Source organism: Cryobacterium cheniae (assembly GCF_004403395.1).
Lineage (GTDB): Bacteria > Actinomycetota > Actinomycetes > Actinomycetales > Microbacteriaceae > Cryobacterium > Cryobacterium cheniae.
On the sequence record NZ_SOGN01000035.1, the window covers coordinates 188,521 to 212,767 of the forward strand.

Below are 24,247 nucleotides of genomic sequence, written 5' to 3' on the forward strand. Positions count from 1 at the left end.
GAACCAGACAATCATCCGTGGATTCCGTTGTGTTTGAGGTCAATTGCTGCGGAATCGCTTGCCTGACGGCACTGCCGCTGGCATACTCGCTGGATGAGCGGAAACGGGCGCAATGCCGCCGGCAAGCCGGCACCACTGGATGAGGTCTCGAAGAAGATCATCGAGCAACTCCAGGCCGACGGACGACGCTCGTATGCCGAAATCGGCAAGGCTGTCGGCCTGAGCGAGGCGGCAGTGCGCCAACGGGTTCAGAAGCTGACGGATGCCGGCGTCATGCAGGTCGTCGCCGTCACCGACCCGATGCAGCTGGGCTTCTACCGCCAGGCCATGATCGGCATCCGTGCGACCGGGGACACCCGGGTGCTCGCGGACCAGCTGGCCGCCATCCCGGCCGTCGACTACGTCGTTCTGACGGCCGGCTCTTTCGACCTGTTGGTCGAAGTCGTCTGCGAGGACGACGACGAGCTGATCGACCTTCTCAATTCTCAGATCCGCGGTCTCGACGGAGTCAGCTCCACCGAGACTTTCGTTTATCTCAAACTCCACAAGCAGTTTTACAACTGGGGAACACGGTAAAAACATGACAATCACAGCAGCCAGCAGCGACGCCGCCGCGCCCGACATCGCAGTCGACGCCGCAGTTGACACCGGGCTCGGGACCGGGCTCGACACCGAGAACACCGTCGACACCACCGCCGGGACGCCGGGTGCGCCCCGTGTGTACACGGATGCCGAGAACGCGACCTTGCAGCGGAAGGCGAAAGACCATCTCTGGATGCACTTCTCGCGGCAGTCCGTGCTCGAAACCGGTCACGGCGTGCCGATCATCACCAAGGGTCACGGCCACCACATCTGGGACTCGAACGGCAAGCAGTACATCGACGGCCTGAGCGGGCTGTTCACCGTCAATGCCGGCCACGGCCGGAAGCGGCTCGCCCAGGTGGCGGCCAAGCAGGCCGAGGAACTCGCGTTCTTCCCGATCTGGTCCTACGCCCACCCGAGCGCCATCGAGCTCGCCGACCGTCTCGCCGCCAACGCCCCCGGCGACCTCAACCGGGTCTTCTACTCGACCGGCGGCGGCGAGGCCGTGGAGACCGCCTTCAAGCTGGCCAAGTACTACTGGAAGCTGCAGGGCCGCCCCACCAAGCACAAGGTCATCTCCCGCAACGTGGCCTACCACGGCACCCCGCAGGGTGCCCTGGCCATCACGGGCATCCCGGCGATGAAGGAAATGTTCGAACCGGTGACCCCCGGCGGGTTCCGCGTGCCGAACACGAACTTCTACCGGGCCGACGAGATGGGCTCCGGCCTCGGTGACGACGTGGAGAAGTTCGGCCTGTGGGCCGCCAACCGGATCGAGGAGATGATCCAGTTCGAGGGCCCCGAGACCGTCGCCGCGGTGTTCCTGGAACCCGTGCAGAACTCCGGCGGCTGCTTCCCGCCGCCCCCCGGCTACTTCAAGCGGGTGCGTGAAATCTGCGACCAGTACGACGTGCTGCTGGTGGCCGACGAGGTCATCACCGCCTTCGGGCGCATCGGCAACATGTTCGCGTCGACGACCTTCGGGATCGAACCGGACATGATCACCTGTGCGAAGGGCATGACCAGCGGTTACTCCCCGATCGGCGCCACCATCATCAGCGACCGCATCTACGAGCCCTTCAAGCACGGCGACACGACCTTCTATCACGGCTACACCTTCGGCGGCCACCCGGTTTCCGCGGCCGTCGCCATGGCCAACCTCGACATCTTCGAGGAGGAGAAGCTGAACGAGAACGTGCGCGAGAACTCGCCGCTGTTCCGGGCCGAGCTGGAGAAGCTGCTGGCGCTGCCGATCGTCGGCGACGTGCGCGGTGAGGGGTACTTCTTCGGAATCGAGCTGGTGAAGGACAAGGTCACCAAGGAAACCTTCAACGATGCCGAGTCCGAGCGATTGCTGCGCGGCTACCTGTCCAAGGCACTGTTCGAGGCCGGCCTCTACTGCCGAGCCGACGACCGCGGCGACCCGGTCGTTCAGCTCGCTCCCCCGCTGACGATCGGCCCGGCCGAATTCAGCGAGATCGGCGACATCCTGTACGGCGTGCTGTCGGAGGCGCCCAAGTACCTGTAGCCCGACCGTCTCAAGCGGCTCCAGCCGGCTCAGGCGTTTGCGGTCTCGTCCGGCGGGACCGCGAACGCCCAGTCGGGCAGGTGCCCCGACCCGAAGACCGTGCTGAGCAGCTCGGCCATGCCGTAGTGTCGGTCGATCGCCAGCGCCTGGTCGACGAAGATCCCGGCGACCGAGCCGCGCCCCATCGCCCACGACAGCCAGGCCAGCATGCACAGCGGCGCCGGCCTGGCCTTCCGTGGTGCCAGAGCGACCAGCACTTTCAAGAGCCGGATGGCCTGCTCGATCCGGTCGGGGTCGGGGCGCTCGCGGCACAGGCCGAGCAGGAGGTCGCTCGTGGCCCGGGAGTGCGGGCCGTGGTGACCTTCGGACTGCTCCTCGCCGATGATGTCGTCCAGGCTGCGGCCCGTGGCTCGCTGCAGGATGGCGTACCGCAGGTTGAGGGCGTGCGTGTTGCGGCCGACCGTCTCACCGAAGGCGAACTGCAGCATCATCTGATCCCGGCAGGCCGGCCCCTGCACCAGGAACAGCAGCGCAGCCGCGTCGTCGACCCCGAGGTTCTGCGCGTCGAAGCCGAGCGCGGCCTCGGCGGCCACCACCGGGTCGAGGATGTCCCCGGCCAGCTCGAGCAGCTCCGGCACCGTGTCTGCCCCGGCACCGAGGCGTTGATAGCGCGCCAGCCGGCGGCCGAGCCGCTCCTTCATCGACGGATCCACCGCGGGCAGGTCCGCGCGGCTCGACAGCGTCGCGAGGTCGCGACGAACCGCGTCGGGGATGGCCCGGTTCACCTCGGAGGCGGCGATCGCGCTGAGCGGATACCCGGCGGCCGGGCAGCCCGGATCGAAGTACGATCCCCACCCGTCCGGTGCCACGCACAGGGCATCCCGCAGCAGGAAACCGGAGAGCCGGGCCCGCGCGCACAGCACCTCCACGAAACGTTCCTGCGGCAGGCCGACTATGCCCGCAATGGTCTCGTCGCTGTAGACCACGGGGACCAGCGCGTCGACGTCCGGGATCTTGCAGATGGTACCCACGAGGGTGGTGGCGATGCGCTTCAGCACCTTCTCCGGCGCCCCCGGCTCGGGAAGGTTGAACCGCATGGCCCCACAGGTGCGGTTGCCGCGGAAGGCGACGAGCACCAGGCTCTTCTCCGGCAGGAACCCGACGAGCTGCGGCACGAGGGCGAGGAAGTCGTGCGCTTCCCTGGTCTTGACGATTGTCCTGTTCATGAGTCCACCCTCGCCGGTGTCGTTTCCACCTCCCGCTCCGGTCAGGGTCGGTGTACGACTCGGCGGATTCACATTCTGGGGAGGACGGGGCACGTACTCTGGAATCAGACGGATGCGGCCGGTGGACGAGCGCACGACACCGACAAGAACGAGGTTCACGGATGGCATTTTCGACTCTTCTGGATGTGGTGCTGCTCATCGTGCTGTTCGGCTATCTCATCTCCGGATACCGCAGCGGCCTCATCGGCAGCTTCAGTGGAATCGCGGGCCTCGCGGTGGGCGCCGTCGCCGCCTACTTCGTGGTCCCGCTCGTGGGAACCTGGGTTCCCGCCGCGGAATGGCGCACGGCCGCGTCCCTCGCGGCCGCCGCCGTTCTCCTGATCGGCGGACTCTCGCTCGGCCGCTCCATCGGCCGAATCCTGACTCCCCAGGGCACCCGCAACAAACTCCGGGTCGTCGATCGGGTGCTCGGTGCGGGCGCGACGGTCGCGGTTTCCGCCCTGGTGGCGTCGATGATCGCCTTCAGCATCGGATCCCTCGGGGTCCCCGTGGTCTCGCCGGCGGTGAGCTCGTCGAACGTGATCCGTTCGATCGACTCCCTGACCCCGGGCCCGGTGAAAAGCTTCCTGGCCCAGCTGCGTTCCATCGTGGTGACCGAGGGCATCCCGCGCGTCGTAGAGGCCTTCAACGGCGAGGCGCCGGTCGTGCCGAGTGTCGGCACCGACAGCGAGGCCCTCCTCGCGGCGAGCGCGTCGGTGATGAAAATCAGCGGCACCGCCTACGCCTGCGGACAGAACCAGTCCGGCAGCGGTTTCGTCATCGCACCGGAGCGGGTGCTCACCAACGCCCACGTCGTCGCCGGGGTCTCGGAGCCGGTCGTCGTCACGCCCGACGGCAGGTCCCGCTCGGGTCAGGTCGTCTACTTCGACGAGGTCGTGGACCTCGCCGTGATCGCGGTGCCGGGGCTCGAGTCTCCCCCGCTGCCCCTCGGCGACAATCTCGCGCCGGGCAGCCTCGCGGTCAGCAGCGGTTATCCCTTCGGCGGGCCGTTCGAAACGGCTCCGGCCGAGGTCGTGTCCGTCGCCCCCTCCCTGGTGGCCGACATTTATGGGCAGGACCCCTCCCCCCGGCAGATCTACACGCTGGCCGCCGACGTGGACCACGGCGAATCCGGTGGCCCGCTGCTCAGCGAGGCCGGGGTCGTCGCCGGCGTCGTCTTCGCGAAGTCGACCACCACCGACAACCTCGGCTATGCCCTCGCGATGGAGGAAGTCGACCCCGTCGCGGACCAGGCGGCCTCGCTCGACGCCTCCGTCTCGTCCGGCGCCTGCATCAGCGGTTAGTCCTCGATGGCAGACTAGACGGGTCCTGAACCAGCGGGACCCCAGGAAAGGCCCACTGAATGACGATCATCGCCGCCGCCGACGGTTCGGCCCTGGGCAATCCCGGACCCGCCGGATGGGCCTGGTACGTCGACGATTCCTGCTGGGCGGCCGGCGGCTGGAAACACGCCACCAACAACCAGGGCGAGTTGAAGGCGGTGCTGGAGCTGTTCCGGTCCACCGCCCACCTGGACGACGACCTGCTCGTACTGTGCGACAGCCAGTATGTGATCAACTCCATCACCAAGTGGATGCGCGGCTGGAAGGCCAAGGGCTGGCGCAAAGCGGATGGCAAGCCCGTGATGAACCTGGACCTGCTCCAGGAGCTCGACGAGGCACTGGCCGGGCGCCGCTACCGGTTCGAATGGGTCAAGGGCCACGCGAACCACCCACTCAACGAGGCCGCGGACAGCCGGGCCCGCGCCGTGTCGGAGGCGTTCCAGCGGAACGCGCCGATCAACGCCGGCCCGGGCTGGGTGCGGTCGGGCGACGGCCCGGCTCCCCGCCGGCCGACGCTGACCGCTCCGGCCACAAAGGCACGGGCCGTCGCCGCGCCGACCGTCGCCGCGCCGCTCCCGGCCGGCCCGGCGCATCCGGAACTGTTCGCGTTCGACGAGCCGGCCGCCTGCCACACCGTGTCTTTGGAACTCTCCGCTGACGAGCATGACCGCCTGACCGGGCGCGCCGCCCGGCTCGGCGTCAGCGTCGAAGAGCTGCTTCGCGGCCTGATCTGACCTCGCCCTGCTTCGACGCGGTCCTGGCCGCGATCTTCGCCGCGTTCCTCGGCGGCAGCAGGGTACTCGCCTCGTCGAGGGACATTCCGTTGGTCTCCGGAATCTTGGTCAGCACGAAGACGAACGACAGTGCCGCGAACAGCGCGTAAACACCGTAGGTCAACGGCAGCGAGACGGCTGCCATCGACGGGAATGTGACGGCGATCAGGAAGTTCGCGATCCACTGGGCCGCTGCTGCGACACCGAGCGCCTTCACCCGGATGGTGTTCGGGAACATCTCGCCGAGCAGCACCCAGACGACGGGGCCCCACGAGGCGCCGAAGAAAACCACGAAGACGTTCGCCGCGACCAGGGCGATCCCACCCCACGCACCGGGCAGGGCGATCTCACCGTCCACGGTGACGGCCTGGCTGAAGGCGATCGCCATGGTGGCCAGCGACAGCGTCATACCGATGGAACCGGTCATCAGGATCGGCCGACGTCCGACCCGGTCGATCAGGGCGATGGCGATGAAGGTGACCGCGATGTTGGTCAGGCCGGTGAGCACCGAGATGGTGAGCGAGCTCGACTCTGCGAAACCGACCGCCTTCCACAGGGTGGTCGAGTAGAAGAAGATCACGTTGATGCCGACGAACTGCTGGAACACCGACAGGAGGATGCCGACCCAGACGATCGGGCGCAGACCGAGGGTTTTGCCGCGCAGTGACCCGACACGCTGGCCCAGCGCGTCCTCCTTGATCGAGGCACGGATGTTGCGGATCTCCCGTTCCACGTCGCCGTTGGGCCACAGCCTCGTGAAGACCGCGCGGGCTTCCGTCTCGCGGTCTTTCAGCACCAGGAAACGTGGGGACTCCGGCAGGATCTTCGCGATCACGAAGTACACGGCCGCGGGGAACGCGCAGGCCAGGAACATCCAGCGCCAGGCGTCGATGCCGAACAGGGAGGGTTCACCGGCGCCTCCGGCGCTGTTGGCGAAGAGAGCGTCGGACAGCAGCGCGGAGAAGATACCGATCGTGATGGCCAGCTGCTGCAGCGATCCAAGGCGCCCCCGCATTGCTCGCGGAGAGATCTCGGCGATGTAGGCCGGCGCGACCACGGACGCGAGCCCGATGCCGAGACCGCCGACAACGCGCCAGAGCACGAGGTCGTAGACGCTGAAGGCGAAGGCGGAACCGACCGAACTGACGAAGAACATGATCGAGCCCAGGAGCATCACCGGGATTCGACCGTACCGATCACCGACCCGGCCACCCAGGTAGGCCCCGGCGGCGGCGCCCAGGAGCGCGCTCGCCACCGCGAAACCGGTGAGGGTCGCCGTGAGCGCGTACTCGTCCTGAATGGCATTGACCGCGCCGTTGATCACGGAGGCGTCGAACCCGAAGAGGAACCCGCCGAAGGCCCCCGCAACCGCCAGCGCGACGACCTTTCCGTTGTTGGATGGTTTTTCGGTCTGGGTCATCGTCAATGCCTCTGTCTGATTGTTGAACAATTCGAAGAGCCTACGCCTGACCGTGGAGTGCGAAAAATCGGTGGATACCGCGTCTGGCATCTCCCTGTGCTATCCATGTCCCATGACGCGGTTTCTCGGGGTTGACCTGGCCTGGGCCGAAGGCAGCGCATCGAAACCGGCCAATGAATCCGGCCTGGCCTGCATCGATGAGAGCGGCCGGGTGATCGACGCCGGCTGGGCGCGTGGCACGGATGCCGTGATGGCCTGGATCGATTCCCTGTGGGAGCCCGGCGCCGTGCTGGCGGTCGACGCACCCCTGGTGGTCGAAAACCCCACCGGGATGCGCCTCTGCGAGCGCGAGACCGGCAGTCGCTACGGTCGCTGGCACGTCTCCGCGAATGCCTCGAACCTCGGCCGCCCGTGGGCCGGCGGGGTGGCGATCCGCCGGCGACTGGAGGCGTCCGGCTGGACCTACACCGACGGCCTGGCACCGATCCCGACGACCACCCCCAGCTTCTTCGAGTGCTACCCCTACACGACGCTCGTGGGCGCGGCGGAGTTCGGCTATCTCGATAAAAGACCCCGCTACAAGCGGATGGGCACCTCGCTTCCGCACGGCGAGCGCCGGGCGGCGCGGGCCGTGGTCTGCGACGACCTGATCCAGCGGATTCGGCGGCTCACCCGGGCCTCGCCACCGCTCGACCTCTGCTCCCACCCCGTCTCGGACGCCCTGGCGACGGAGCCTTCACCGCTGGTCGACCGACCCTACAAGCACCGTGAAGACCTGATCGACGCCCTGATCTGCGCTTGGACGGCATCGCTCTGGTGGCACCGGGGCACGGAGCGCTGCCAGGTTCTCGGCGCTTCGGACGACGTGTCGGAGCAGGGTCACCGACCGACCATCATCGCGCCGGCCCGGCCGGAACAGCGCCGCCGCGACGGGGGGATGCCGCCGGTCACCGCACCGGGTACCAGCGAGCCTTGACCCGCTCCGTCACCTGCCACGACACCGGTTCCACCTGGCGGCGGGCAGCGGCGAGCACCTGGTCGCCCACCCGGAGGGCCATCGCGGCGTCATCCGCCGTGAACCGCACGATCGCGCGCGGTGAACCGGCCACCACGGCGATGTCGGATGCCTCCACGGTCGTCAGCTCGGCGGCGGCAGCCGTCAGGTTCGGCAGCACGGAGCCCGGGGCGATGCCCGAATGGAGTGCCCCGATGATCAGGGTGATACGGAAAGACGGCATCCGATCAGCGTAGGCGGGTCAGACCGAATTGCGGCTGGTGCTCCTCCTGCCGGACGTGCTCAGTCCGAGGTGGCCGACGGGGAATCCGGCTCAGGGAAGCGCACTTCGACCCGGGTCCGGTCCGCCAGCTCGTCTCCGGCCAGATGAGCCAGTTCAACGATCACGACGCTCGGCGACTGACCGAGCAGGTCGAGTATGGAACCGATCTCCACCCCGGCGTAGGGGTCGTCGACATCGAGTACCTCCGGCCGCACCCCGAACAGCGGGTCGGACGCGGTGATCATCAGCACGGCGCCGCGGTGTTCGGCCTGTTCGAAGATGCGGCGGAGGTTGTCTTCGGTGTCGGCCATGGCGACCGCCACGACCTCGGTCAGAGACACCGTCATGAGCGGTTTGCCGAGTTCATTTGCGACGGATGCCGCGGCCGTGGCCTTCGCCGCGGCATCCGCCCCCGTGAACACGGCGAGCGCCCCGGCCCCGGCCAGCTTGACGACGTCGCGGACGGTGCCGACCACTGCCGTGCGCTCGGCCGCGTCCAGGGTGAACGAGGCCATCACGCCGAAGGACAGCCGCAGCGGCGCATTGGACGCCAGCCAGAGAGAGGTCAGCACCTCGTTGGTCAGCGGCGAGGGCGAGAGCCAGACCTGCAGGCTGTCCGCCGAGCCGATGGGGACGTTGAGCACGGGGTGGCGTTCGACGGCGGCCCGCGCCGTGCCGAAGGCGCGGTGGCTGCCGACATCCGAGTCGACGTCGTCGCCGGGGAAGGCGCTCACCAGGTAATGCAGCTCGGCGATCACGCGGCTGGGTCCCCGCTGGGTTTCCTCTCGATAGCTGATCAGGCTGTCGTAGTAGAGGAACAGGTTGATCGAGGGGCCGGAGACCCCGGTGCGCGGGGCGCCGAGCGCGTAGGCGGTGACCTGCAGCCCGATCGGCGGGGAGGAAAGCAGACGCTGGAGCGCGACGGTCGTCGAGGCGATGGCCTGGCCGTAGTTGGTGAGCGACGACATGGGGACTCCGGCTTCTCTGAGCTTCTGGATGCGGCAGTGGGCAGACGGTCCCACGGTACTCCGGCTCACCGGCCAGGTCGAGGAGTTCGGCTGCGCCGCGGCGCTCGCCAGTGGTGTCTCCAACTCTGATGGCGCCGACCGGATGCCCCCTACATGACGCTGTCGAGGAACGCCTTGGTGCGCGCGCTCTGCGGGTTGTCCAGCACCACGGCGGGCGGGCCGGTTTCCACCACGACACCGCCGTCCATGAACACGACCACGTCGGCGGCGCCCCGGGCGAACCCGATCTCGTGGGTCACGACGACCATCGTCATCCCGTCGGCCGCCAGGGTGCGCATCACGTCGAGGACATCGCCGACCAGCTCCGGGTCGAGCGCGCTCGTCGGCTCGTCGAAGAGGAGCAGCTTGGGGTCCATCGCGAGCGCGCGCGCTATCGCGACGCGCTGCTGCTGACCACCGGACAACTGTGCGGGATACGACTGGGCGAGGTTGGCCAGGCCGACCCGGTCGAGAAGTTCCAGACCGCGTTCCTTGGCCTTCTGCTTCGATATCCGGCGCACCCCGATCGGCGCAGCCGTGATGTTCTCCAGGGCGGTCATATGCGGGAACAGGTTGAAGCGCTGGAAGACCATGCCGATCCCGCGCCGCTGACGAGCAACCTCCCGCGGGTTCATCTCGAAGATCCGGTCCCGGCGCTGGGCGTAGCCCACGAGTTCGCCGTTCACCGAAATCCGGCCGCCGTCGATGCGCTCCAGGTGGTTGATGCAGCGGAGGAAGGTCGATTTTCCGGAACCGGACGGTCCGAGCAGGCACATCACCTGGCCGGGGTTCACGGCGAGGGAGATGCCTTTGAGCACCTCGACGCCGCCGTAGCTCTTGCGCACCTTGAGCGCACTCAACAACGGTTCGACAGGAGCGTCGGCAGCTCGTCGCAGGGTGCCGGGCGAGGTGGCGGCGGATGCGGGTGCGGCTGAGGTGGTCATGAGGCGTCCTGACTCTCTGTCCTGCGAACGGTGACCGGGCTGCGCCGGAGCAGGGCGCGCACCCGCTGGAACGGTGTGGGCGGCAGGGTCCTGGCCTTGCCTCGCCCGTAATACCGCTCGAGGTAGTACTGCGGGATCGACAGCACCGAGGTGAGAAACAGGTACCAGCAGCTGACCACGAGCAGAAGCTCGACCTGGCGCAGGTTCTGGGACGAGATCTGGGTGGCGACCGTATACAGTTCCAGCACGGCGATGACCGACAGGAGCGACGTGTTCTTCAGCATCGAGATCGTCTCGTTGCCCATCGGCGGGATGATCACCCGCATCGCCTGCGGAAGCACGACCTTGAACAGGGTGAACACCGGGCTCATGCCCACCGAGTACGCCGCCTCGTACTGGCCCTCGTCGACCGAGAGCATCCCGGAACGCACGATCTCCGCCGAATACGCGGCCTGGTTCAGGGTCAGGGCGAGCAGCCCCGCCGTGAGGGCAGGGATGAGGGTGTTGGTGTCCACGGAGAAGATCGTGAAATCCGTGAACGGGACACCCAGCGAGATCTGCGCGTAGAGCAGGCCGAGGTAGCCCCAGAAGACGATCTGGATCAACAGCGGCGTGCCGCGGAACGCCCAGACATACAGCCAGGCCAGGGTGTTCATCACCGGGTTGTTCGAGAGCCTCATCACGGCCAGGAGCACCCCGAGAACGGTGGACACCAGCATCGCGACGACCGTGAGCACCACGGTCAGCACGACACCGCTCAGGATCCGCGGGTTGAAGATGAACTCGGTGATGGTGGGGTGGTCGATGTTCTCGTTCTGCCACAGGGAGATCCCGAGACTGACGAAACCGATCAGCAGGAAGACGGCGAGGAACCACCGCCACGGATGCCGCAGCGGTACGGCGACGATGTCGTCAGGATCGACCTCGCCGGTTTGTTCGTTCCTGACCGGGGTCGTCAGTGTCGCGTGCGACATCTGCTCAGGACCCGAGGTTGATTCCGGCCGCGTCAACGGCGTAGTCGGTCATGTCGTATTTGGCCAGGATTTCGGCGTACGAACCGTCGGCGATGACCGAATCCAGCGCGAGCAGGAGCGCCTGGCTCAGCTCCGTGTCCTTCTTCAGCACGCCGATGCCGGTGTAGACGGGGTCGTATCCGGCGGGGTTGGCCGGGTCCCGGACGACCTCGAAGAATTCGCCGTCGCCGGCGGTCTGGGCGGCGTAGGAGGCAACGGCCGAGTCCACCACGTCCGCGACGGCCTTGCCCGCCCGCACGGCGGTCTGCACGTCGGTCTCGAGCGGCAGTTCGGAGAGTTTCATCGGGCCGGCTCCGGCATCCGTGCACTGCGCGTCGTAGCCGCGCAGAATCTCCGCCTGCACGGTCGCCTTCTGCACGGCGACCTCCTGGCCGCACAGGTCCAGCACGGTCGCGATCTTGTCGGGGTTGCCGGCCGGAACGAGGATGGAGAAGCCGGCGTGGAGATAGTCGACGAAGTCGATGGTCTCCTGGCGCTCCGGGGTGTCGTTCATGCCGGACATGATCACGTCATGCTTGCCGGATTGCAGGGAGGGAATGATGCTGTCGAACGCCTGGGTCTGCAGTTCCATGGTGACGCCGAGTTTCGCCCCGAGCGCCTGCGCCAGGTCGTAGTCGAAACCGGTCAGGTTCTGGTTCTCGTCGAACATCTCCATGGGCGGGAAGGGGATGTCGGAGGCGACCTTGATGATCCCGGCGTCCTTGTATTTCGCGGGCAGGGCGGCCGCGGCGGCCTTGTCCACGTCGCCGGTGGACGGCGCCTTCTGGTTCGACTGTGTCGATTCGGCGGTGGCGCAGGCGGAGAGCGCCAGCGTCGCCGCGATCCCGATCGATGCCACCATCAGCCACGACGGGCCGGTGCGTTTTTGAGTGTTCATTGATGCTCTCCAGACTGGGGTGTTGCTCGGGCCGGCCGGGACCAGGTGCGTCCAGGGGTGTGCGGGGGGTTAGAAGGTGATGTCGACCGTGGAGGTGGTGAGTTCGGCGAGCACGTCGGGCAGAACCTCGACGCCGATGCCCGGACCCGTGGGCACCCGCAAGTGACCATCCTCCAGCACGAAGGGGGCGGTGAGGTCCTGGGCATAGTAACGATTGGATGCGGAGGTATCGCCCGGCAGCACGAAGTTCGGCAGCCCGGCGAGGGCGACGTTCGCGGCCCGGCCGATGCCGGTTTCCAGCATCCCCCCGCACCAGACCGGAACCCCGTGCGCTGCGGCGACGTCGTGGATGCGGCGAGCCTCGAGGTAGCCGCCGACCCGCGCGGGTTTGACGTTGATGATGCTGCAGGCGCCGAGAGTGATCGCCGCGGCGGCGTCCCGGGCGGACTCGATGGATTCGTCGAGGCAGATCGGGGTCCTGATCAGTTTCGCCAGGGCCGCATGTCCCAGGATGTCGTCTTCGGCCATGGGCTGCTCCATCAGGAGCAGGTCGAAGGGATCGAGCCGGGCGAGGTGACGGGCATCCGCGAGCGTGTAGGCGGTGTTCGCGTCGACCTGCAGCAGGATGTCGTCGCCGAACCGTTCCCGCACGGCGCGGACGGGCTCGAGGTCCCAGCCCGGTTCGATCTTCAGCTTGATCCGCAGGTACCCCTCCTCGAGGTACCCGCCCACGGCCTCGAGGAGCTCATCGATCGAATCCATGATGCCCACCGAGACGCCGGCCGGCACCGTGTCGTGCACAGAACCCAGGTAGCCGCCGAAGGAGACCCCGGTTTCCTTGAGTTGGGCGTCGAGGATGGCCGTTTCGAGCACGGCCTTGGACATCGGATGTCCCTTCACCGGCGCGAGGGCACCGGCGACATGTTCAGCGGTCAGACGGTCACCGAGCGTCTGGAGCCGCGGGATCAGGTGGTCGCGGATGACGAGATCACAGCCGTCGAGGAACTCGGAGCTGTACAGCGGGTCAGGTTCGGCGGCGCACTCGGCCCACCCCTCGGCCTGCGCGGTGCGCACACGCACCAGCGTCGTCTCCCGCTCGGTGGCCGTTCCGAAGGATGTCCGGAACGGGCTCACCAGGGGCAGCGTGACCCTGCGCAGTTCGATGCTCTCGATTCTCATTGCGGTCCTCCTGTTGTGAGCCGGTACCAGCCGTCTCGGGTGACTCCGGTGGCCGAACGACCCCTGGCGAATTCCGCGGTGAAGATCTCCCTCACGCTGGCGCGCCAGGACGCGGCCTGCACCGGATCCCGGCCGCGGAGAGCGACGATGTCCGTCGGGACGCGACACCACAGTGAGTCGCCGTCGAGGACGACGTTCGGATGGCCGTCCGGACCGGTGCCCCGCCCGGAGGCGGGGCCGAAGTCGGGCAGGACGGTCGCCAGCGGGGATCCTTCGCTGCAGGCGACGGACTCGCGGCTCGTCAACGGCCACACGGCTACCAATCGATCGCTCTGGTCCTCGGCGTTGATTTCGTCATCCATCAGACCGTAGAAGTTTTCGAGGTACTCGGCGGCGTGCGCACCGAGCTTCGTCAGGTTGAAACGGGCGTTGCGGCTGACCAGGGGGTCAAAGGTCCAGGTCATGGTCTCGATGCCCCGCGTCAGCGCCCAGGACCGCTGGTGCTGCTTGAGGGCGAAACCGACGCCATTGTCAGCCAGACCGGGCAGCACTCCGGCGATCAGCGAGTACATGGCTGAGTTCCCGGGCGAAACGATCGCCGCGGCGGCACCACAGAGCGTCCCGTTCTCGGAGTACGCGGCCGTGACGTTGCAGCCGGCGTGGCTGATGCTGCGCAGCAGATCCGTTGGGATCGGCGCTCCGTGCGGAGATGTCCCCCACACCCTGATCAGCAGTGCTTCCACGTCACGGAGGCGATCCAGGTCCGACTCGTCGACGACGCGGATCCGGGCCGCCGCCGCAGCCAGGGCCGCCGCGGTTTGCGCCTGGCGGACAAGCGGGCTGGCTTCGAGGCTGAGGGACATGGTCCAAGTGTGGTCAGAACCCGGTGTCCGATCCTCGTCGAACAGCACGAAGCTTCCCTGGAGTCATTGTCGTGCAGCACAATGCCCCGGTACGGTTGCCGGGTGCAGCAAACAAATCCAAATCTCCAGGGCATCGGCGTCACCGACCTGCTGCACATCCTCGACGGCTCCGGCTTGCGGCTCGCCTCGCACCAGACCCGGATCCGCCTGCCCCTGACCAGTCCGACCCTGCACGACCCGCTCAGCACCGAGAACGGCCGGCGCAGCGGCATCCTCCTGGGGATCGGTCTGCATCCGGCAGCACCGGAGTCCGCGGACGTCGTGCGAAACGCGGCTCGACGGGGATTCGGCGCGATCGTCGTCAAGTCGCTCGGACTGAGCGTCGAAACCCTTGCGGCCGTGGCGGATGCCGAGGGGATCGCCCTGCTGGTCGTGGACGACCAGCAGGAGTGGCGCCAGGTGGATTCGCTGATGAATTCGGCCCTGACGACGGCCAATGAGGCTGACAGCTCTCTCTCGGCCACCCCCGTCGGCGACCTCTTCGCGCTGGCCAACGCGATCGCCGCCCTGATCGGCGGTGCGACCGCGATCGAAGACCTGCAGACGCACATCCTCGCCTACTCGACCATGCCGGGACAGGCAATCGACGACGATCGGAGGGACGGCATCCTCGGCCGGCAGGTGCCGGACCTGCCGGAGAACGCCGCGCAGTACGCGTCGGTGTTCCGTGCCACGGGAGCGGTGCGGGTGCCCGGCATTCCTCCGGGCCTGGACCGGCTCGCCGTGGCGGTCCGGGCCGGCGTTCAGCCGCTCGGCTCGATCTGGGTCGTCGACGCGGCGGCGGACTTCGATACCGATGCCCTGCGCGCTCTCGAGCGCGCCGCCGACATCGCCGCCCTGCACCTCCTGCGAGCCCGGAGCACCGATGACCTTGCCCGGCAGCAGCGCGCCGAGTTGGTGCGCCGCCTGCTCGAGGGCGGTGACGATTCCCGGCTCCTGGCGACCCAGTTGGGGCTCGACCCCGCCGGACCGTTCGTGGTGCTGGCCTTCCAGCCCGACCTGGCGGCGACCGGGGACGAGCTTCGGCTGTTGCGGCTGATCGATCTCATCGCGATCCAGTGCGAGGCCCACCAGCACAGCTCCGAATGCGTCGTTATCGGCGGCGAGGTCTATGCCCTGTTCAGCGGAACCGCCGGTTCCGATCTGGCGGGCGTCGAGGCCCTGGCCGGGCGGGTCGTGAGCCGCGCGGCGACGGCATTCGGCATCACCGTTCGCGCCTCCGTGGGGTCCCTGGTCTCGGCGCTGGCCGGCATCGCACGCTCGCGGCACGATGCCGACCTGGTGCTGCTGCTCGTCGGGACGCGGCCGATCGCCGGTTCCGTGGCCAGTGCCAGGGACGCCCGCAGCCAGCTGACCCTCCTGGAACTCGCGGAGATCTTCCGGCACACGCCGCGACTCGTCTCCCAGCAGGCGAAGCGGGTGATCGAGACGGATGCCCGCACCGGCACCGACTACGCCAAGACCCTGCGCACCTATCTGGACTGTTCCCGGGATTCAGCCCTGACGGCCGGCCGGCTGTCGGTGCACCAGAACACCCTCCGCTATCGCCTGCGCCGGGCCCATGACCTGTTCGGGATCGATCTCGATGACGCGGACGACACCCTCACCCTGTGGCTCAGCCTCCGGTTGGCAGAATACGACTGAGTGGGACTGAACTAAAGCGTGAGCCTCTTGCTCGGCAGGGCGACCAGCGTCTGCTCCGGGTCGACCTCAACGGGTGGCCGGAGCCAGTACCCCGTGCCGGTGCGGATGATGGTCCAGTGCCGGTTGTGCAGCAGCAGATGGTGCGGATGGCAGAGCAGTACTCCGTCGGCGAGGTCCGTGTACCCGTTGTCTTTCAGCCATTCGTTGCTGTGGTGGGCTTCGGTCCAGGCCGGTGGTTTCTCGCAGTCGACCCAGCGGCGTCCGCCGTCACGCACGGCCATCGCGGCGCGCTGCTCCACGGTGAAGAGACGTTCATCGCGGCCGACATCAACAATCTGGCCGGTTTCGTCGAACTTGATGCCGCGGGTTCCGGTCTCGCAGAGCAGCCGGTCGGTGGTCTCCTGCGAGATCGGCACCGGGTTGCCCTCGATCTGCCCATGAGCGGCCGGTTCACCCGGCTTGAGCGCCTTCTCGGTGACGATCACGCGCACCGAGGGGCGCCGGCCGCCGAACACCCGTCCCGGGTCGGCCTCGCCGGCGATCTTGAGCAACTGCACCAGCGAGTCGGCGGCGATCTGCTCGGTGCTGCGCGGGTCGTCCTGCATTGTCTTCGCCCAGGCGGCCCGCTCGGTATCGACGAACCGCACCCCGCCACGGCGGGGACCGGTGATGGAGTCGAAGGTGGAGAGCACGAACTCGCCGTCTTCGGGCGCGAACAGCCCGTTGAGGCGCACGTTGCCGTTGCCGAGCCGGTAGACCTTCAGGTAGCGGTCGTCGTGGGCCTGTTTCTCGCGGGCGGCGATGCCGGCCTCGTCGAGGCGGTCGCGCATCCGTTTCGCGCATTTGAAGACCTCGTCGGCGTTCAGAGTCGACGTCTCCGCCAGCAGCGCCTCCAGCGCAGTCCCGAGCTTCTCCGACGTGACCGCGGCGTCGATCTCGCCGAGTCCTGCGCGAATGGACTCGGCCGCGTCGACGGAGAGGGTTCCGGCGGTCACGGCCCGGGCGATGGGCGCCTGCCACGGCACCTTGGCGAGGAACTCGGCGACCTCGGCGGCATCCGCATCGGGCGACCCGAGCGCCTCCTCGACCTGCTTCTCCGCCGCCTCCGCATCGGCCATCATGGTGCCGACCGCGACCAGCTTGTAGGCGTCGCCCTTCGACGATCCCGTCCACTTCTGGATCAGTGCCTCCGGCGACAGGAACCCCTGCGTCGCCGCCAGACCCGAGTGGCGAGCTCCGGCCGGGACCGGCGGGCGACCGTGCCGGCCATCCACGCGGCGCGGGTGTCGAGCAGGCGCCGCGCGGCCGCGATCTGCTTCTGACCGGCCAGCACGACGGCGTCGGGCAGGGCCTCATAGTCGGCGCTGGACGAGCCCAGGCGGGCGACGGCATCCGTCGCCTGCCTGAGGTCGTCCGCGAGGGTGGTCATGCTCCAAGAATAGCTCACGGGGTACGTATAGTCGAGTATTTGTCACCAAATACTCGATATATTTCGTATTTCTATTCGATGTCTACCACTCGGTGCGGGTGCGTTCCTGGTCGACGACCGCCTCCCGGTCGACGAGGCGGCGCAGCCCGGCGAGCGGCTGCGCCATGCGGTGATTGCCGCGGATGAGCGGCTCCACCCGGTCGAGGAAGGCCCAGTACCCGGCGGTGAACGGGCACGCGTCCTCGCCCAGCCGCTTCTTCGGGTTGAACGTGCACGCGCCGCAGAAGTCGCTCATCTTCGAGATGTAGGCACCTCCGGCGGCGTACGGCTTGGTGGCGACGATTCCGCCGTCGGCGTGCTGGGACATGCCGACGACGTTGGCAGGCATCACCCACGGTGTGCCGTCGACGAAGGCGTTCGTAAACCACTCGGTGAGCTCGGCCGGCTGATAGCCGCGCTGCAGCGCCCAGTTGCCGAGCACCATCAGCCGCTGGATATGGTGCGCGTAGCCCGTGCGGCGCACCTCCCCGAGCACATGGCTCAGGCACTTCGCCCGCACCGCACTGCCGTCGAGCTCCCAGAACTCGCGGGGCAGTGCGACATTCGCCTCGAGGTGGTTGCTGCGCCGCACGTAGTCCTCACCCAGATGCCAGTAGAGGTGCCAGACCCAGTCCCGCCAGCCCATGATCTGGCGCACCACGGCCTCCACGCTCTGCAGCGGAGCTCCCCCGGTCTCGTAGGCGGTGACCACGGCATCGATCACCTCGCGCGGATGCAACAGGCCCAGATTGAGGGGAACGCTCAGCTTCGCATGCGCCATCGTCTCGTCCCCGAGCAGGGAGGCGTCCTCGAACGGGCCGAAGTCGCTCAGGCGCGTCTCGACAAAATCGGCGAGCGCCGCGAGCGCTTCCGCCCGGGTGGCCGCGAACCGGCGGGGTCCGTCCTCACCGATCAGGTGGATGCGCCCCTCGGCCTGCCACCGGTCGAGATCGGCGCGCACCTGCTCGTCGATGTCGTCCTCCACCGGACGGAACGGGTCCGGCAGACCCAGGCCCACCGCTCCCTTCGGTGGCGGCTGACGGTTGTCGTGGTCGAAGTTGAACTTGCCACCCTCAGGGTCGGGCCCGCGCATGAGCAGGCCGGTCTCGGTGCGCACCATGCGATAGAACTGGTCCATGATCATCCGGGACGGCGGTCGGTCGGCCGCCCACACGGCGAAGTCCGCCTCACTGGTCACGAAGCCGCGGCTGGGAAGCACCCGCGCGCCGAGCTCCCGCACCAGGGCTCGGGAGCCCCACGAGGTGGGATCGACCACTTCGAGGTCGCGGCCGGCGAGCACGTCCCGGTAGTGCTCGGCATGCAGGTACTCGACCCGATCACCGAGCTCCCGGGCCCGGTGCCGAAGGGCGCTGAGGATGAGGTGCGCCTTGGCGCGATGGTAGGTGTGCCGACCGAGAACGCCGATGGATTCCACCATCAGGAGAGGTCCGCCATCGTCGAAATGGGGGCCGAGCTGGTCGGCGAACAGAAATCGCGGCACGGTCATGGTACGAGTTTAGAATGGTGCCGCGCACCCGCACACGGCACGCCAGGTTCGAGGCCGATGCCCAGCCGCGACGGGTTAGCCTCGGTCCATGGGCAGGTTCGTGGACAGCTGGCGGTCGCATCTTCTGGTGACCTTCTCGGGGAACAGCGAAGGCCGCCCATCGTGGGTCGACAAGATCGAACTCGGCGACGATGTCGGCTTCTTCGGCCCTGGCTCCGCCTCCTGGGCCGTGCACGGCGGGATGGCGACGATGGTCGCCGGCATCCGTGCCCTGCTCATGCAGACCCTGCATCCCGGCGCGATGGCCGGCGTTCACGACTGGTCGCGGTACAGGGAAGACCCACTCGGACGCCTCTCCGGCACCATCCAGTGGCTCGTCACGGTGACCTTCGCCGACACGACCCTGGCCGAGCACGAGTCGTCCCGCGTGGGACGATTCCACGACCGGGTCACCGGGACTTACCGTGACGCCCAGGGCGTCGAACGCCCCTATGCCGCCGGAGACCCCGAACTGCTCGCCTGGGTGCACATCGTCTTCACCGACGCTTTCCTCGCCTCCCACACCATCTGGGGGGATCCCATCCCGGGCGGCGCCGACGGCTACGTGCGCGAGTGGGCCAAGGCCGGAGAACTCGTCGGCGTGCACAATCCGCCACGTTCCGCCGCGGAGTTGCAGGCACAGCTCGATGCGTTCAAGGATGCCGGCATCCTCAAGAGCGACGAACGCGTGGCCGAGGCGGTGCGCTTCATTCGCAATCCCCCGCTGCGGCCCGCCATGATGCCTTTCTACCGGGTCATGTTCGCCGGCGCCGTCGCCTCCATCCCCCGCGAGTATCGCGAGTTGCTCGGCCTGCGGCGTTCCCTGCTCCCGGCGGTCTGGGCGACCGGAGCCGTTCTCGGCCTGGTGCGCCTGCTGCTGGGCCGTTCGTCCACGTCAGAGGACGCCGCCCGCGCCCGCATCGCGCGGCTCGCCGAGGCGAATCCGGCCTAGGCTTGGCGGATGCCTCCGCACCAGGACCTCCGGCGTCGGTCCGGAACTCCGCCTCGCCGTGTTCCGGTCCGGGTCGTGGCGATCAGTTTGGCGGCGCTCCTGCTGGCTGCCGTCGGTCTCGGTGCGGCGCTCGCGTCGCACCCGCCTGCCGCCGCCGACACGGTGCGGGTGACCCGGCCGGATGATCGTCCGCTGCGGGTGCTGTTCGTCGGGGATTCGATCAGCTACGGCCTGAACGCGGAGCGGCAGGACCTCGGCTTTCGCCCGCTCATGGTCGATGCACTCTCGGCAGGCGGGCCGGTTCAGGAATTCCACAAGAATCGGGCCGGGGCCACCACGCGCTCGGTGTCCCGGCTGCTCAACGTCCCGAAGAATCTCGATCTGGCCGTGGTCGAATTGGGCACCAACGACGTGGTCGACCAGACCGCACCCGACGATTTCGCCGGCAGCTACCGTTCACTCCTCCTGCGAGTGCACACCGAATCTCCCAGGGTGCCGCTGCTCTGCGTGGGCACCTGGGGCAGTGCGGGCGGCTCGGACGGCTCCGACACCTACAACGCGGTCATCGAGGAGGAATGCGCGCGGCAGGGTGGAGCATTTGTCAGTCTGTACGGGCTGTACCCGATCGCCGCCAACCGGGGGCCGGCCGGCCGGGATGTGTTCGGCGGAACCAGCGACCGCTTCCACCCCAACGACACCGGCTACCGGGCGATCGCGGACCTGCTGCTCGGCCGGATCGTCCGCTGACCTGCGGTCGGCTTTCCGCGCCTGTGGTCGCGCGCAACGCGTCGCATATCGGAGCGTCAAAGTACACCCCCTTGTCGATCTCCTCGATTTGAGGAAATCTCCAAGCATGAGACAAAACGACTGGGTGCTGACCGTCCACTGCCGGGAATGCGGGATCGGCGGCACGGCCCACGTCGGACACGACCGGCGCATCGTGTGGCCGGTGATTGTGCACGAGGGTGGCTGTGACCTCGCCGATGACAAGGACCTCGTGGAGTCTCGCTCCGGGGATCCCGTGCATGGCGCCCGACAGTCGGCTTACGCGCTCTGACGGGATCACTCCCGGTCGCCGCGGTTCGTTCCCTGGACCTCCGCCCGGGACACCCGCTGCGACCGTTGAAGTGGCTCGTCACCCTGACCCACGCCGCCCCGACGATGATCACCATCTCGACGGCCAGGGCTCCTGTCGCAGCGGTGCCGACCACCAGGCCAGGTGCCGCCGGGCCGACGAAGAAGACAGGGACGACAGGGACGACAGGGACGACAGACGGGACACGGTCACTCCTCTGGTCTCAAGATTTCACTGCGTGGGACCGTGAACTTTTCCTGCGTGGTTTCGGCGGTGGGGCACGAATTGCTGCTCAGGGCTCAGAGCTCAGAGCTCGGACGCAGGCGGCGCGGCGTACCGGAGCGAGGACAGATGTTCCTGGGCAGCTCGGCGCAGACCCGAGAACAGCGTGTCGCCGAGCACCGTGCCCACGACGACGATCTCGGCCTTGGCTGCCCGTTCGATGCGGGCATCGAGTTCATCGATGTCGGCCTCGGCTGCCAGGAGGGCTGCCGCCGCGTAGCGCCGGAACCAACCCGCGGCGTCGACCTGGCCGATCCCCGTGAAGGTGTCGAACACCCGGGCGGCCGCGAGGCGACCCGGATTGTCGTCCGAGACGTGCCAGCCCTGCATCAGCGCGTCCACGTGGGACAGGGCATCCGTCGTCACGGTCGTCGGATCGACCGCCTCGGACACGGAATGCTGGGCGATCTCGAAGGTCTCCGGCAGCGGGAGCTCGGAGTCGATGGCTTCGAGCACCCGCCGGGCGGCTGCGACGGTGAGGCCGCCGACCTCGGTCAGGCCCAAAATGAGACGGATGCGACCGAGGTGCGCGTCTCCGTACAGTGCCTGGTTGGGGCCCGTGCGAACGCCCGACGGCAGCAGATTCTCCCGTTGATAGAACTTGATCGTCGCAACCGTTACACCGCTGCGAGAGCTGAGTTCGGCCATCCTCATGGCGGCTCCCGCCATGATCAGGCGTCCGCCCGCTCGGCCGGCGTCCGATAGCTTTCGATCACGGCTGCCAACGATTCCTCCCACGGAGTGGCATGCACGCCGAGCAGGCGCTCGGTCTCTATGGAGTCGATCAGGAACGGCCGGTCGAACTGGTAGGCCGAGTGATTGGCCGCCCGGATGAACGGCACGAAGACGCCCAGCAGTCGCAGGAACGCCGGGCTCAGCGCCCTGACCCCGCCTTCTTCGCCGGTGAGTCGATTCACCCGCTCGGCGATCTCGGCGCGGGAGAGCGGCTCCGCAGCCGGCACGTGCCAGACCTGGCCCCACGGTCCGCGGTAGTCCGCGGCCGCGATCAGGGTGTCGACGATGTCGGCAAGGAAGCACCAACTGTGCGGTTCGCTCGCGCTGCCGAAGATCCGGGCGGACTTGCCTGCGAGAACCGGCCCGAAGAAGGCCGATCCGAGTTGGCTACTCCGGCCGGCGCCCGGTCCGAAGTAGTCACTCGCCCGCACCTCGACCACCTCGATTTCGCCACGGGCGTGCGCGGCGGCCGCGAGCGCCCACCCCTCGGCGCGCACCTGGCCCTTCGGCTCGGTCGGGTGCAGGGGCGTCGTTTCGGACATCGGCATGGCGCTGGCCTCGCCGTAACCGTACAGATTGCCCATCAGGACCAGCCGGGCCGAAGACCGGCGGGCCGCTTCGATCGCGGCACGGTGCATCGGGGGCCACAGTTCGGGCCAACGGTGATACTGGCGAGGACTGGTCGCGAGGAAGATCGTGGCGGCGCCCGCTGCTGCTGCTGCCAGGGCATCCGGATCGGACGCGTCGACCCTGAGCGACGTCGTGCCGGGCACGATCGTGCCGGAACGGGTCGCGAGCAGCACGGTGTCGCCACGCGCGACGAGGGCGCGGGCAAGGGCTTCGCCGATGAAACCGGCGCCGACGACGAGGTGGACGGTCATGAGATTCTCCTCTGCGGACGACGCCAGCGCCGTCTTAGCGATAGTGATTATTTCCGATAGTGATTGTTACCGATAGTTAGAATATCCGATAAAAATACTATCCACAATGGGAGGCTGAAGCCGTCTCTCCGCCTCAGGTGATGTCCCGCCGACGGTGCCCGCCGGTTGTCACCGCTCCGGGGCGAAGAACGCGCCGATCGCAGCGCTCAGGGCCACCGGGTCGCTCACGTGGCAGAGTTCCCGGGCGGAGTGCATCGAGAGCAGCGGGATGCCCACGTCGACCGTGCGGATGCCGAGCCGCGTGGCGGTCAAGGGACCGATCGTGGAGCCGCAGGGCACCGTGTTGTTCGAGACGAATTCCTGATACTCCACGCCGGCCTGCGCGCAGGTGCGGGCCCAGAGGGCCGCACCCGCGGCATCCGTCGCATAGCGCTGCGTGGCGTTGATTTTCAGTAGCGGCCCGCCCCCGGCGACGACCGTGTTCGCCGGGTCGTGCTTCTCCGGATAGTTCGGGTGCACCGAGTGGCCGGCGTCGGCCGAGAGGCACCACGAGCCGGCGTAGGCGCGCAGGCGATCACTGACGGATGCCTCCAGCCCCGCCCCGATCCGGGTCAAGATGTCGTCGAGCAGCGGTCCGCTCGCGCCCGATCGGGTCTCGGATCCGAGTTCCTCGTGGTCGAAGGCCGCGAGCACCAGGATCTGCCCGGTGGAGGCGGGGGCGGCGATCAGGGCGACGAGGCCGGCGTGCACCGAGGACAGGTTGTCCATGCGGCCGGCGGCGAAGAGTTCGTTGCGGAGACCGAACCGGGCCGGCGGCGCCGTGTCGGCCGTGATGATGTCGTAACCGGCGACATCCGCGCCCGCCAACCCGGCCAGGGCGGCCAGGTGCCCGACCAGGTCTGCCTGGCTCGCCTCCCCGACCCCGAAGACCGGGGTCAGGTGCCGCTGCCGATCGAGGGTGAGTGCGGTGTTGGCGTCCCGGTCGAGGTGGATGGCCAGCTGCGGGATGCGGCAGAACGGCCCGGTGCGCACGAGGTGTTCGGTCCCGTCGACGGTGGTCAGTCGGCCGGCGAACTCGAGTTCGCGGTCGAGCCAGGAATTGAGCAGTGGGCCGCCGTAGACCTCGACCCCGGCCTGCAGCCAGCCGTGGGCGCCGATGGTCGGCTTGGGCTTCAGTTTGAAACCGGGCGAATCGGTGTGGGCCCCGAGAATACGGAACGGGGTCGTCGGGTCTGCGCCGTCCGGCTGCACCCACGCGATGACGGCGCCGTCGCGCACGGTGTAGCGGCGGCCGGCCTCGCCAGGCCACTCGTCTGTTTCGCTCACGCGGCCGAAACCGGCGGCATCCAGGCGGCGGGCGACCTCCGCCGCCGCGTGGTACGACGACGGCGAGGCCGTGATGAAATCGGCGAAGTCATCGATGTAGTCGGGGGTAGAGGTCATGGGTCATATCCAACCACTCTGCGTACTATGTGCACATTCACGCAGGCAATCACGGCCGGGCATGCACGG

General features: G+C 68.0%; 25 protein-coding genes. 10 read left to right on the forward strand and 15 right to left on the reverse strand.

The window, feature by feature from the left end; all coding sequences use genetic code 11:
- The first annotated feature begins 93 nt into the window (after positions 1-93).
- Both E3T23_RS07215 and E3T23_RS07220 read left to right on the forward strand, forming a co-directional pair.
- Positions 94-576 carry an Lrp/AsnC family transcriptional regulator gene (locus tag E3T23_RS07215; RefSeq protein ID WP_134369689.1) on the forward strand — a complete coding sequence of 161 codons (483 nt, stop codon included), beginning with the start codon at positions 94-96 and terminating at the stop codon, positions 574-576.
- 4 nt (positions 577-580) lie between these two features.
- A complete protein-coding gene (locus E3T23_RS07220) occupies positions 581-2,110 on the forward strand; it encodes an aspartate aminotransferase family protein (RefSeq protein WP_134369690.1) in 1,530 nt (509 codons plus the stop codon).
- 29 nt (positions 2,111-2,139) lie between these two features.
- On the opposite strand, the gene E3T23_RS07225 is transcribed toward E3T23_RS07220, so the two are convergent.
- A complete protein-coding gene (locus E3T23_RS07225) occupies positions 2,140-3,336 on the reverse strand; it encodes a DUF4192 domain-containing protein (RefSeq protein ID WP_166806231.1) in 1,197 nt (398 codons plus the stop codon).
- Between the two features lie 161 nt (positions 3,337-3,497).
- On the opposite strand from E3T23_RS07225, the gene E3T23_RS07230 reads away from it, so the two are divergent.
- Both E3T23_RS07230 and E3T23_RS07235 read left to right on the forward strand, forming a co-directional pair.
- On the forward strand, positions 3,498-4,679 hold the full coding sequence (locus tag E3T23_RS07230; protein WP_134369692.1) for a MarP family serine protease: 1,182 nt from the start codon (positions 3,498-3,500) through the stop codon (positions 4,677-4,679).
- A gap of 59 nt (positions 4,680-4,738) precedes the next feature.
- Positions 4,739-5,452 (forward strand): RNase H family protein, encoded by a 714-nt coding sequence (locus E3T23_RS07235; protein WP_134369693.1) that lies wholly within the window; start codon positions 4,739-4,741, stop codon positions 5,450-5,452.
- Here the strand turns inward: E3T23_RS07235 and E3T23_RS07240 are convergent.
- Complete coding sequence (locus E3T23_RS07240) at positions 5,418-6,917, reverse strand: sugar porter family MFS transporter (protein WP_255570692.1); 1,500 nt, start codon at positions 6,915-6,917, stop codon at positions 5,418-5,420. The genes E3T23_RS07235 and E3T23_RS07240 overlap by 35 nt on opposite strands.
- A 106-nt stretch (positions 6,918-7,023) precedes the next feature.
- Here E3T23_RS07240 and E3T23_RS07245 point away from each other — a divergent pair, with 106 nt between their 5' ends.
- Positions 7,024-7,887 carry a DUF429 domain-containing protein gene (locus E3T23_RS07245; RefSeq protein WP_134369695.1) on the forward strand — a complete coding sequence of 288 codons (864 nt, stop codon included), beginning with the start codon at positions 7,024-7,026 and terminating at the stop codon, positions 7,885-7,887.
- On the opposite strand, the gene E3T23_RS07250 is transcribed toward E3T23_RS07245, so the two are convergent.
- Positions 7,859-8,149 carry a hypothetical protein gene (locus tag E3T23_RS07250; protein ID WP_134369696.1) on the reverse strand — a complete coding sequence of 97 codons (291 nt, stop codon included), beginning with the start codon at positions 8,147-8,149 and terminating at the stop codon, positions 7,859-7,861. The two genes, E3T23_RS07245 and E3T23_RS07250, sit on opposite strands and share 29 nt — an antisense overlap.
- 59 nt (positions 8,150-8,208) lie before the next feature.
- The gene (locus E3T23_RS07255) at positions 8,209-9,156 is read right to left on the reverse strand and encodes a Pvc16 family protein (RefSeq protein ID WP_134369697.1); all 948 of its coding nucleotides are present in this window, start codon (positions 9,154-9,156) and stop codon (positions 8,209-8,211) included.
- Between the two features lie 28 nt (positions 9,157-9,184).
- Between E3T23_RS07255 and E3T23_RS15805 the strand changes: the two genes are divergently transcribed.
- Complete coding sequence (locus tag E3T23_RS15805) at positions 9,185-9,313, forward strand: hypothetical protein (RefSeq protein ID WP_255570694.1); 129 nt, start codon at positions 9,185-9,187, stop codon at positions 9,311-9,313.
- Here the strand turns inward: E3T23_RS15805 and E3T23_RS07260 are convergent.
- The 5 genes from E3T23_RS07260 to E3T23_RS07280 form a co-directional block, all read right to left on the reverse strand.
- Positions 9,306-10,139 (reverse strand): amino acid ABC transporter ATP-binding protein, encoded by an 834-nt coding sequence (locus tag E3T23_RS07260; protein ID WP_134369698.1) that lies wholly within the window; start codon positions 10,137-10,139, stop codon positions 9,306-9,308. The two genes, E3T23_RS15805 and E3T23_RS07260, sit on opposite strands and share 8 nt — an antisense overlap.
- On the reverse strand, positions 10,136-11,113 hold the full coding sequence (locus E3T23_RS07265) for an amino acid ABC transporter permease (protein WP_134369699.1): 978 nt from the start codon (positions 11,111-11,113) through the stop codon (positions 10,136-10,138). Before E3T23_RS07265 ends, E3T23_RS07260 begins: the two co-directional genes overlap by 4 nt.
- Positions 11,114-11,117: 4 nt before the next feature.
- Complete coding sequence (locus E3T23_RS07270; protein ID WP_134369700.1) at positions 11,118-12,050, reverse strand: ABC transporter substrate-binding protein; 933 nt, start codon at positions 12,048-12,050, stop codon at positions 11,118-11,120.
- 69 nt (positions 12,051-12,119) lie between these two features.
- The gene (gene menC, locus E3T23_RS07275; protein ID WP_134369701.1) at positions 12,120-13,229 is read right to left on the reverse strand and encodes an o-succinylbenzoate synthase; all 1,110 of its coding nucleotides are present in this window, start codon (positions 13,227-13,229) and stop codon (positions 12,120-12,122) included.
- Positions 13,226-14,092: a hypothetical protein gene (locus E3T23_RS07280; RefSeq protein WP_134369702.1), complete on the reverse strand. Its 867-nt coding sequence runs from the start codon at positions 14,090-14,092 to the stop codon at positions 13,226-13,228. The genes menC and E3T23_RS07280 overlap by 4 nt, the downstream gene beginning before the upstream one ends.
- Before the next feature lie 102 nt (positions 14,093-14,194).
- Between E3T23_RS07280 and E3T23_RS07285 the strand changes: the two genes are divergently transcribed.
- On the forward strand, positions 14,195-15,796 hold the full coding sequence (locus E3T23_RS07285) for a PucR family transcriptional regulator (RefSeq protein ID WP_134369703.1): 1,602 nt from the start codon (positions 14,195-14,197) through the stop codon (positions 15,794-15,796).
- Positions 15,797-15,807: 11 nt separating this feature from the next.
- Here E3T23_RS07285 and E3T23_RS07290 read toward each other — a convergent pair whose 3' ends face one another.
- From E3T23_RS07290 to E3T23_RS07300, 3 genes are all read right to left on the reverse strand, one after another.
- Entirely contained in the window at positions 15,808-17,070 is a 1,263-nt protein-coding gene (locus E3T23_RS07290) for a DUF222 domain-containing protein (RefSeq protein WP_134369704.1), read from the reverse strand.
- A complete protein-coding gene (locus E3T23_RS07295) occupies positions 16,977-17,225 on the reverse strand; it encodes a hypothetical protein (protein WP_134369705.1) in 249 nt (82 codons plus the stop codon). The genes E3T23_RS07290 and E3T23_RS07295 overlap by 94 nt, the downstream gene beginning before the upstream one ends.
- A gap of 82 nt (positions 17,226-17,307) precedes the next feature.
- Positions 17,308-18,771, reverse strand: coding sequence for a cryptochrome/photolyase family protein (locus E3T23_RS07300; protein ID WP_134369706.1), 1,464 nt, complete (start codon positions 18,769-18,771; stop codon positions 17,308-17,310).
- An 88-nt stretch (positions 18,772-18,859) separates the two neighbouring features.
- Here E3T23_RS07300 and E3T23_RS07305 point away from each other — a divergent pair, with 88 nt between their 5' ends.
- From E3T23_RS07305 to E3T23_RS07315, 3 genes are all read left to right on the forward strand, one after another.
- The gene (locus E3T23_RS07305; protein ID WP_134369707.1) at positions 18,860-19,762 is read left to right on the forward strand and encodes an oxygenase MpaB family protein; all 903 of its coding nucleotides are present in this window, start codon (positions 18,860-18,862) and stop codon (positions 19,760-19,762) included.
- 75 nt (positions 19,763-19,837) lie between these two features.
- On the forward strand, positions 19,838-20,509 hold the full coding sequence (locus tag E3T23_RS07310) for an SGNH/GDSL hydrolase family protein (RefSeq protein WP_166806232.1): 672 nt from the start codon (positions 19,838-19,840) through the stop codon (positions 20,507-20,509).
- A gap of 106 nt (positions 20,510-20,615) precedes the next feature.
- Positions 20,616-20,819, forward strand: a complete 204-nt coding sequence (locus E3T23_RS07315; RefSeq protein WP_134369709.1) for a hypothetical protein — start codon at positions 20,616-20,618, stop codon at positions 20,817-20,819.
- 324 nt (positions 20,820-21,143) lie between these two features.
- Here the strand turns inward: E3T23_RS07315 and E3T23_RS07320 are convergent, their stop codons facing one another.
- From E3T23_RS07320 to E3T23_RS07330, 3 genes are all read right to left on the reverse strand, one after another.
- Positions 21,144-21,767, reverse strand: a complete 624-nt coding sequence (locus tag E3T23_RS07320) for a MerR family transcriptional regulator (protein WP_166806233.1) — start codon at positions 21,765-21,767, stop codon at positions 21,144-21,146.
- Between the two features lie 23 nt (positions 21,768-21,790).
- On the reverse strand, positions 21,791-22,735 hold the full coding sequence (locus E3T23_RS07325) for an NAD-dependent epimerase/dehydratase family protein (RefSeq protein WP_134369711.1): 945 nt from the start codon (positions 22,733-22,735) through the stop codon (positions 21,791-21,793).
- Positions 22,736-22,903: 168 nt separating this feature from the next.
- The gene (locus tag E3T23_RS07330; protein ID WP_134369712.1) at positions 22,904-24,178 is read right to left on the reverse strand and encodes a M18 family aminopeptidase; all 1,275 of its coding nucleotides are present in this window, start codon (positions 24,176-24,178) and stop codon (positions 22,904-22,906) included.
- Between the last annotated feature and the right edge of the window lie 69 nt (positions 24,179-24,247).

What these genes read in the sequence shown, in the direction of transcription:
- E3T23_RS07295 (WP_134369705.1), bottom strand. Translation starts at nt 17,225, where the DNA reads ATGACCACCCTCGCGGACGACCTCAGGCAGGCGACGGATGCCGTCGCC.
- E3T23_RS07305 (WP_134369707.1), top strand. Translation starts at nt 18,860, where the DNA reads ATGGGCAGGTTCGTGGACAGCTGGCGGTCGCATCTTCTGGTGACCTTC.
- E3T23_RS07260 (WP_134369698.1), bottom strand. Translation starts at nt 10,139, where the DNA reads ATGACCACCTCAGCCGCACCCGCATCCGCCGCCACCTCGCCCGGCACC.
- E3T23_RS07255 (WP_134369697.1), bottom strand. Translation starts at nt 9,156, where the DNA reads ATGTCGTCGCTCACCAACTACGGCCAGGCCATCGCCTCGACGACCGTC.
- E3T23_RS07325 (WP_134369711.1), bottom strand. Translation starts at nt 22,735, where the DNA reads ATGACCGTCCACCTCGTCGTCGGCGCCGGTTTCATCGGCGAAGCCCTT.
- E3T23_RS07330 (WP_134369712.1), bottom strand. Translation starts at nt 24,178, where the DNA reads ATGACCTCTACCCCCGACTACATCGATGACTTCGCCGATTTCATCACG.
- E3T23_RS15805 (WP_255570694.1), top strand. Translation starts at nt 9,185, where the DNA reads ATGCGGCAGTGGGCAGACGGTCCCACGGTACTCCGGCTCACCGGCCAG.
- E3T23_RS07225 (WP_166806231.1), bottom strand. Translation starts at nt 3,336, where the DNA reads ATGAACAGGACAATCGTCAAGACCAGGGAAGCGCACGACTTCCTCGCC.
- E3T23_RS07250 (WP_134369696.1), bottom strand. Translation starts at nt 8,149, where the DNA reads ATGCCGTCTTTCCGTATCACCCTGATCATCGGGGCACTCCATTCGGGC.
- E3T23_RS07215 (WP_134369689.1), top strand. Translation starts at nt 94, where the DNA reads ATGAGCGGAAACGGGCGCAATGCCGCCGGCAAGCCGGCACCACTGGAT.
- E3T23_RS07315 (WP_134369709.1), top strand. Translation starts at nt 20,616, where the DNA reads ATGAGACAAAACGACTGGGTGCTGACCGTCCACTGCCGGGAATGCGGG.
- E3T23_RS07220 (WP_134369690.1), top strand. Translation starts at nt 581, where the DNA reads ATGACAATCACAGCAGCCAGCAGCGACGCCGCCGCGCCCGACATCGCA.
- menC (WP_134369701.1), bottom strand. Translation starts at nt 13,229, where the DNA reads ATGAGAATCGAGAGCATCGAACTGCGCAGGGTCACGCTGCCCCTGGTG.
- E3T23_RS07230 (WP_134369692.1), top strand. Translation starts at nt 3,498, where the DNA reads ATGGCATTTTCGACTCTTCTGGATGTGGTGCTGCTCATCGTGCTGTTC.
- E3T23_RS07235 (WP_134369693.1), top strand. Translation starts at nt 4,739, where the DNA reads ATGACGATCATCGCCGCCGCCGACGGTTCGGCCCTGGGCAATCCCGGA.
- E3T23_RS07270 (WP_134369700.1), bottom strand. Translation starts at nt 12,050, where the DNA reads ATGAACACTCAAAAACGCACCGGCCCGTCGTGGCTGATGGTGGCATCG.
- E3T23_RS07280 (WP_134369702.1), bottom strand. Translation starts at nt 14,092, where the DNA reads ATGTCCCTCAGCCTCGAAGCCAGCCCGCTTGTCCGCCAGGCGCAAACC.
- E3T23_RS07245 (WP_134369695.1), top strand. Translation starts at nt 7,024, where the DNA reads ATGACGCGGTTTCTCGGGGTTGACCTGGCCTGGGCCGAAGGCAGCGCA.
- E3T23_RS07300 (WP_134369706.1), bottom strand. Translation starts at nt 18,771, where the DNA reads ATGACCGTGCCGCGATTTCTGTTCGCCGACCAGCTCGGCCCCCATTTC.
- E3T23_RS07265 (WP_134369699.1), bottom strand. Translation starts at nt 11,113, where the DNA reads ATGTCGCACGCGACACTGACGACCCCGGTCAGGAACGAACAAACCGGC.
- E3T23_RS07320 (WP_166806233.1), bottom strand. Translation starts at nt 21,767, where the DNA reads ATGGCCGAACTCAGCTCTCGCAGCGGTGTAACGGTTGCGACGATCAAG.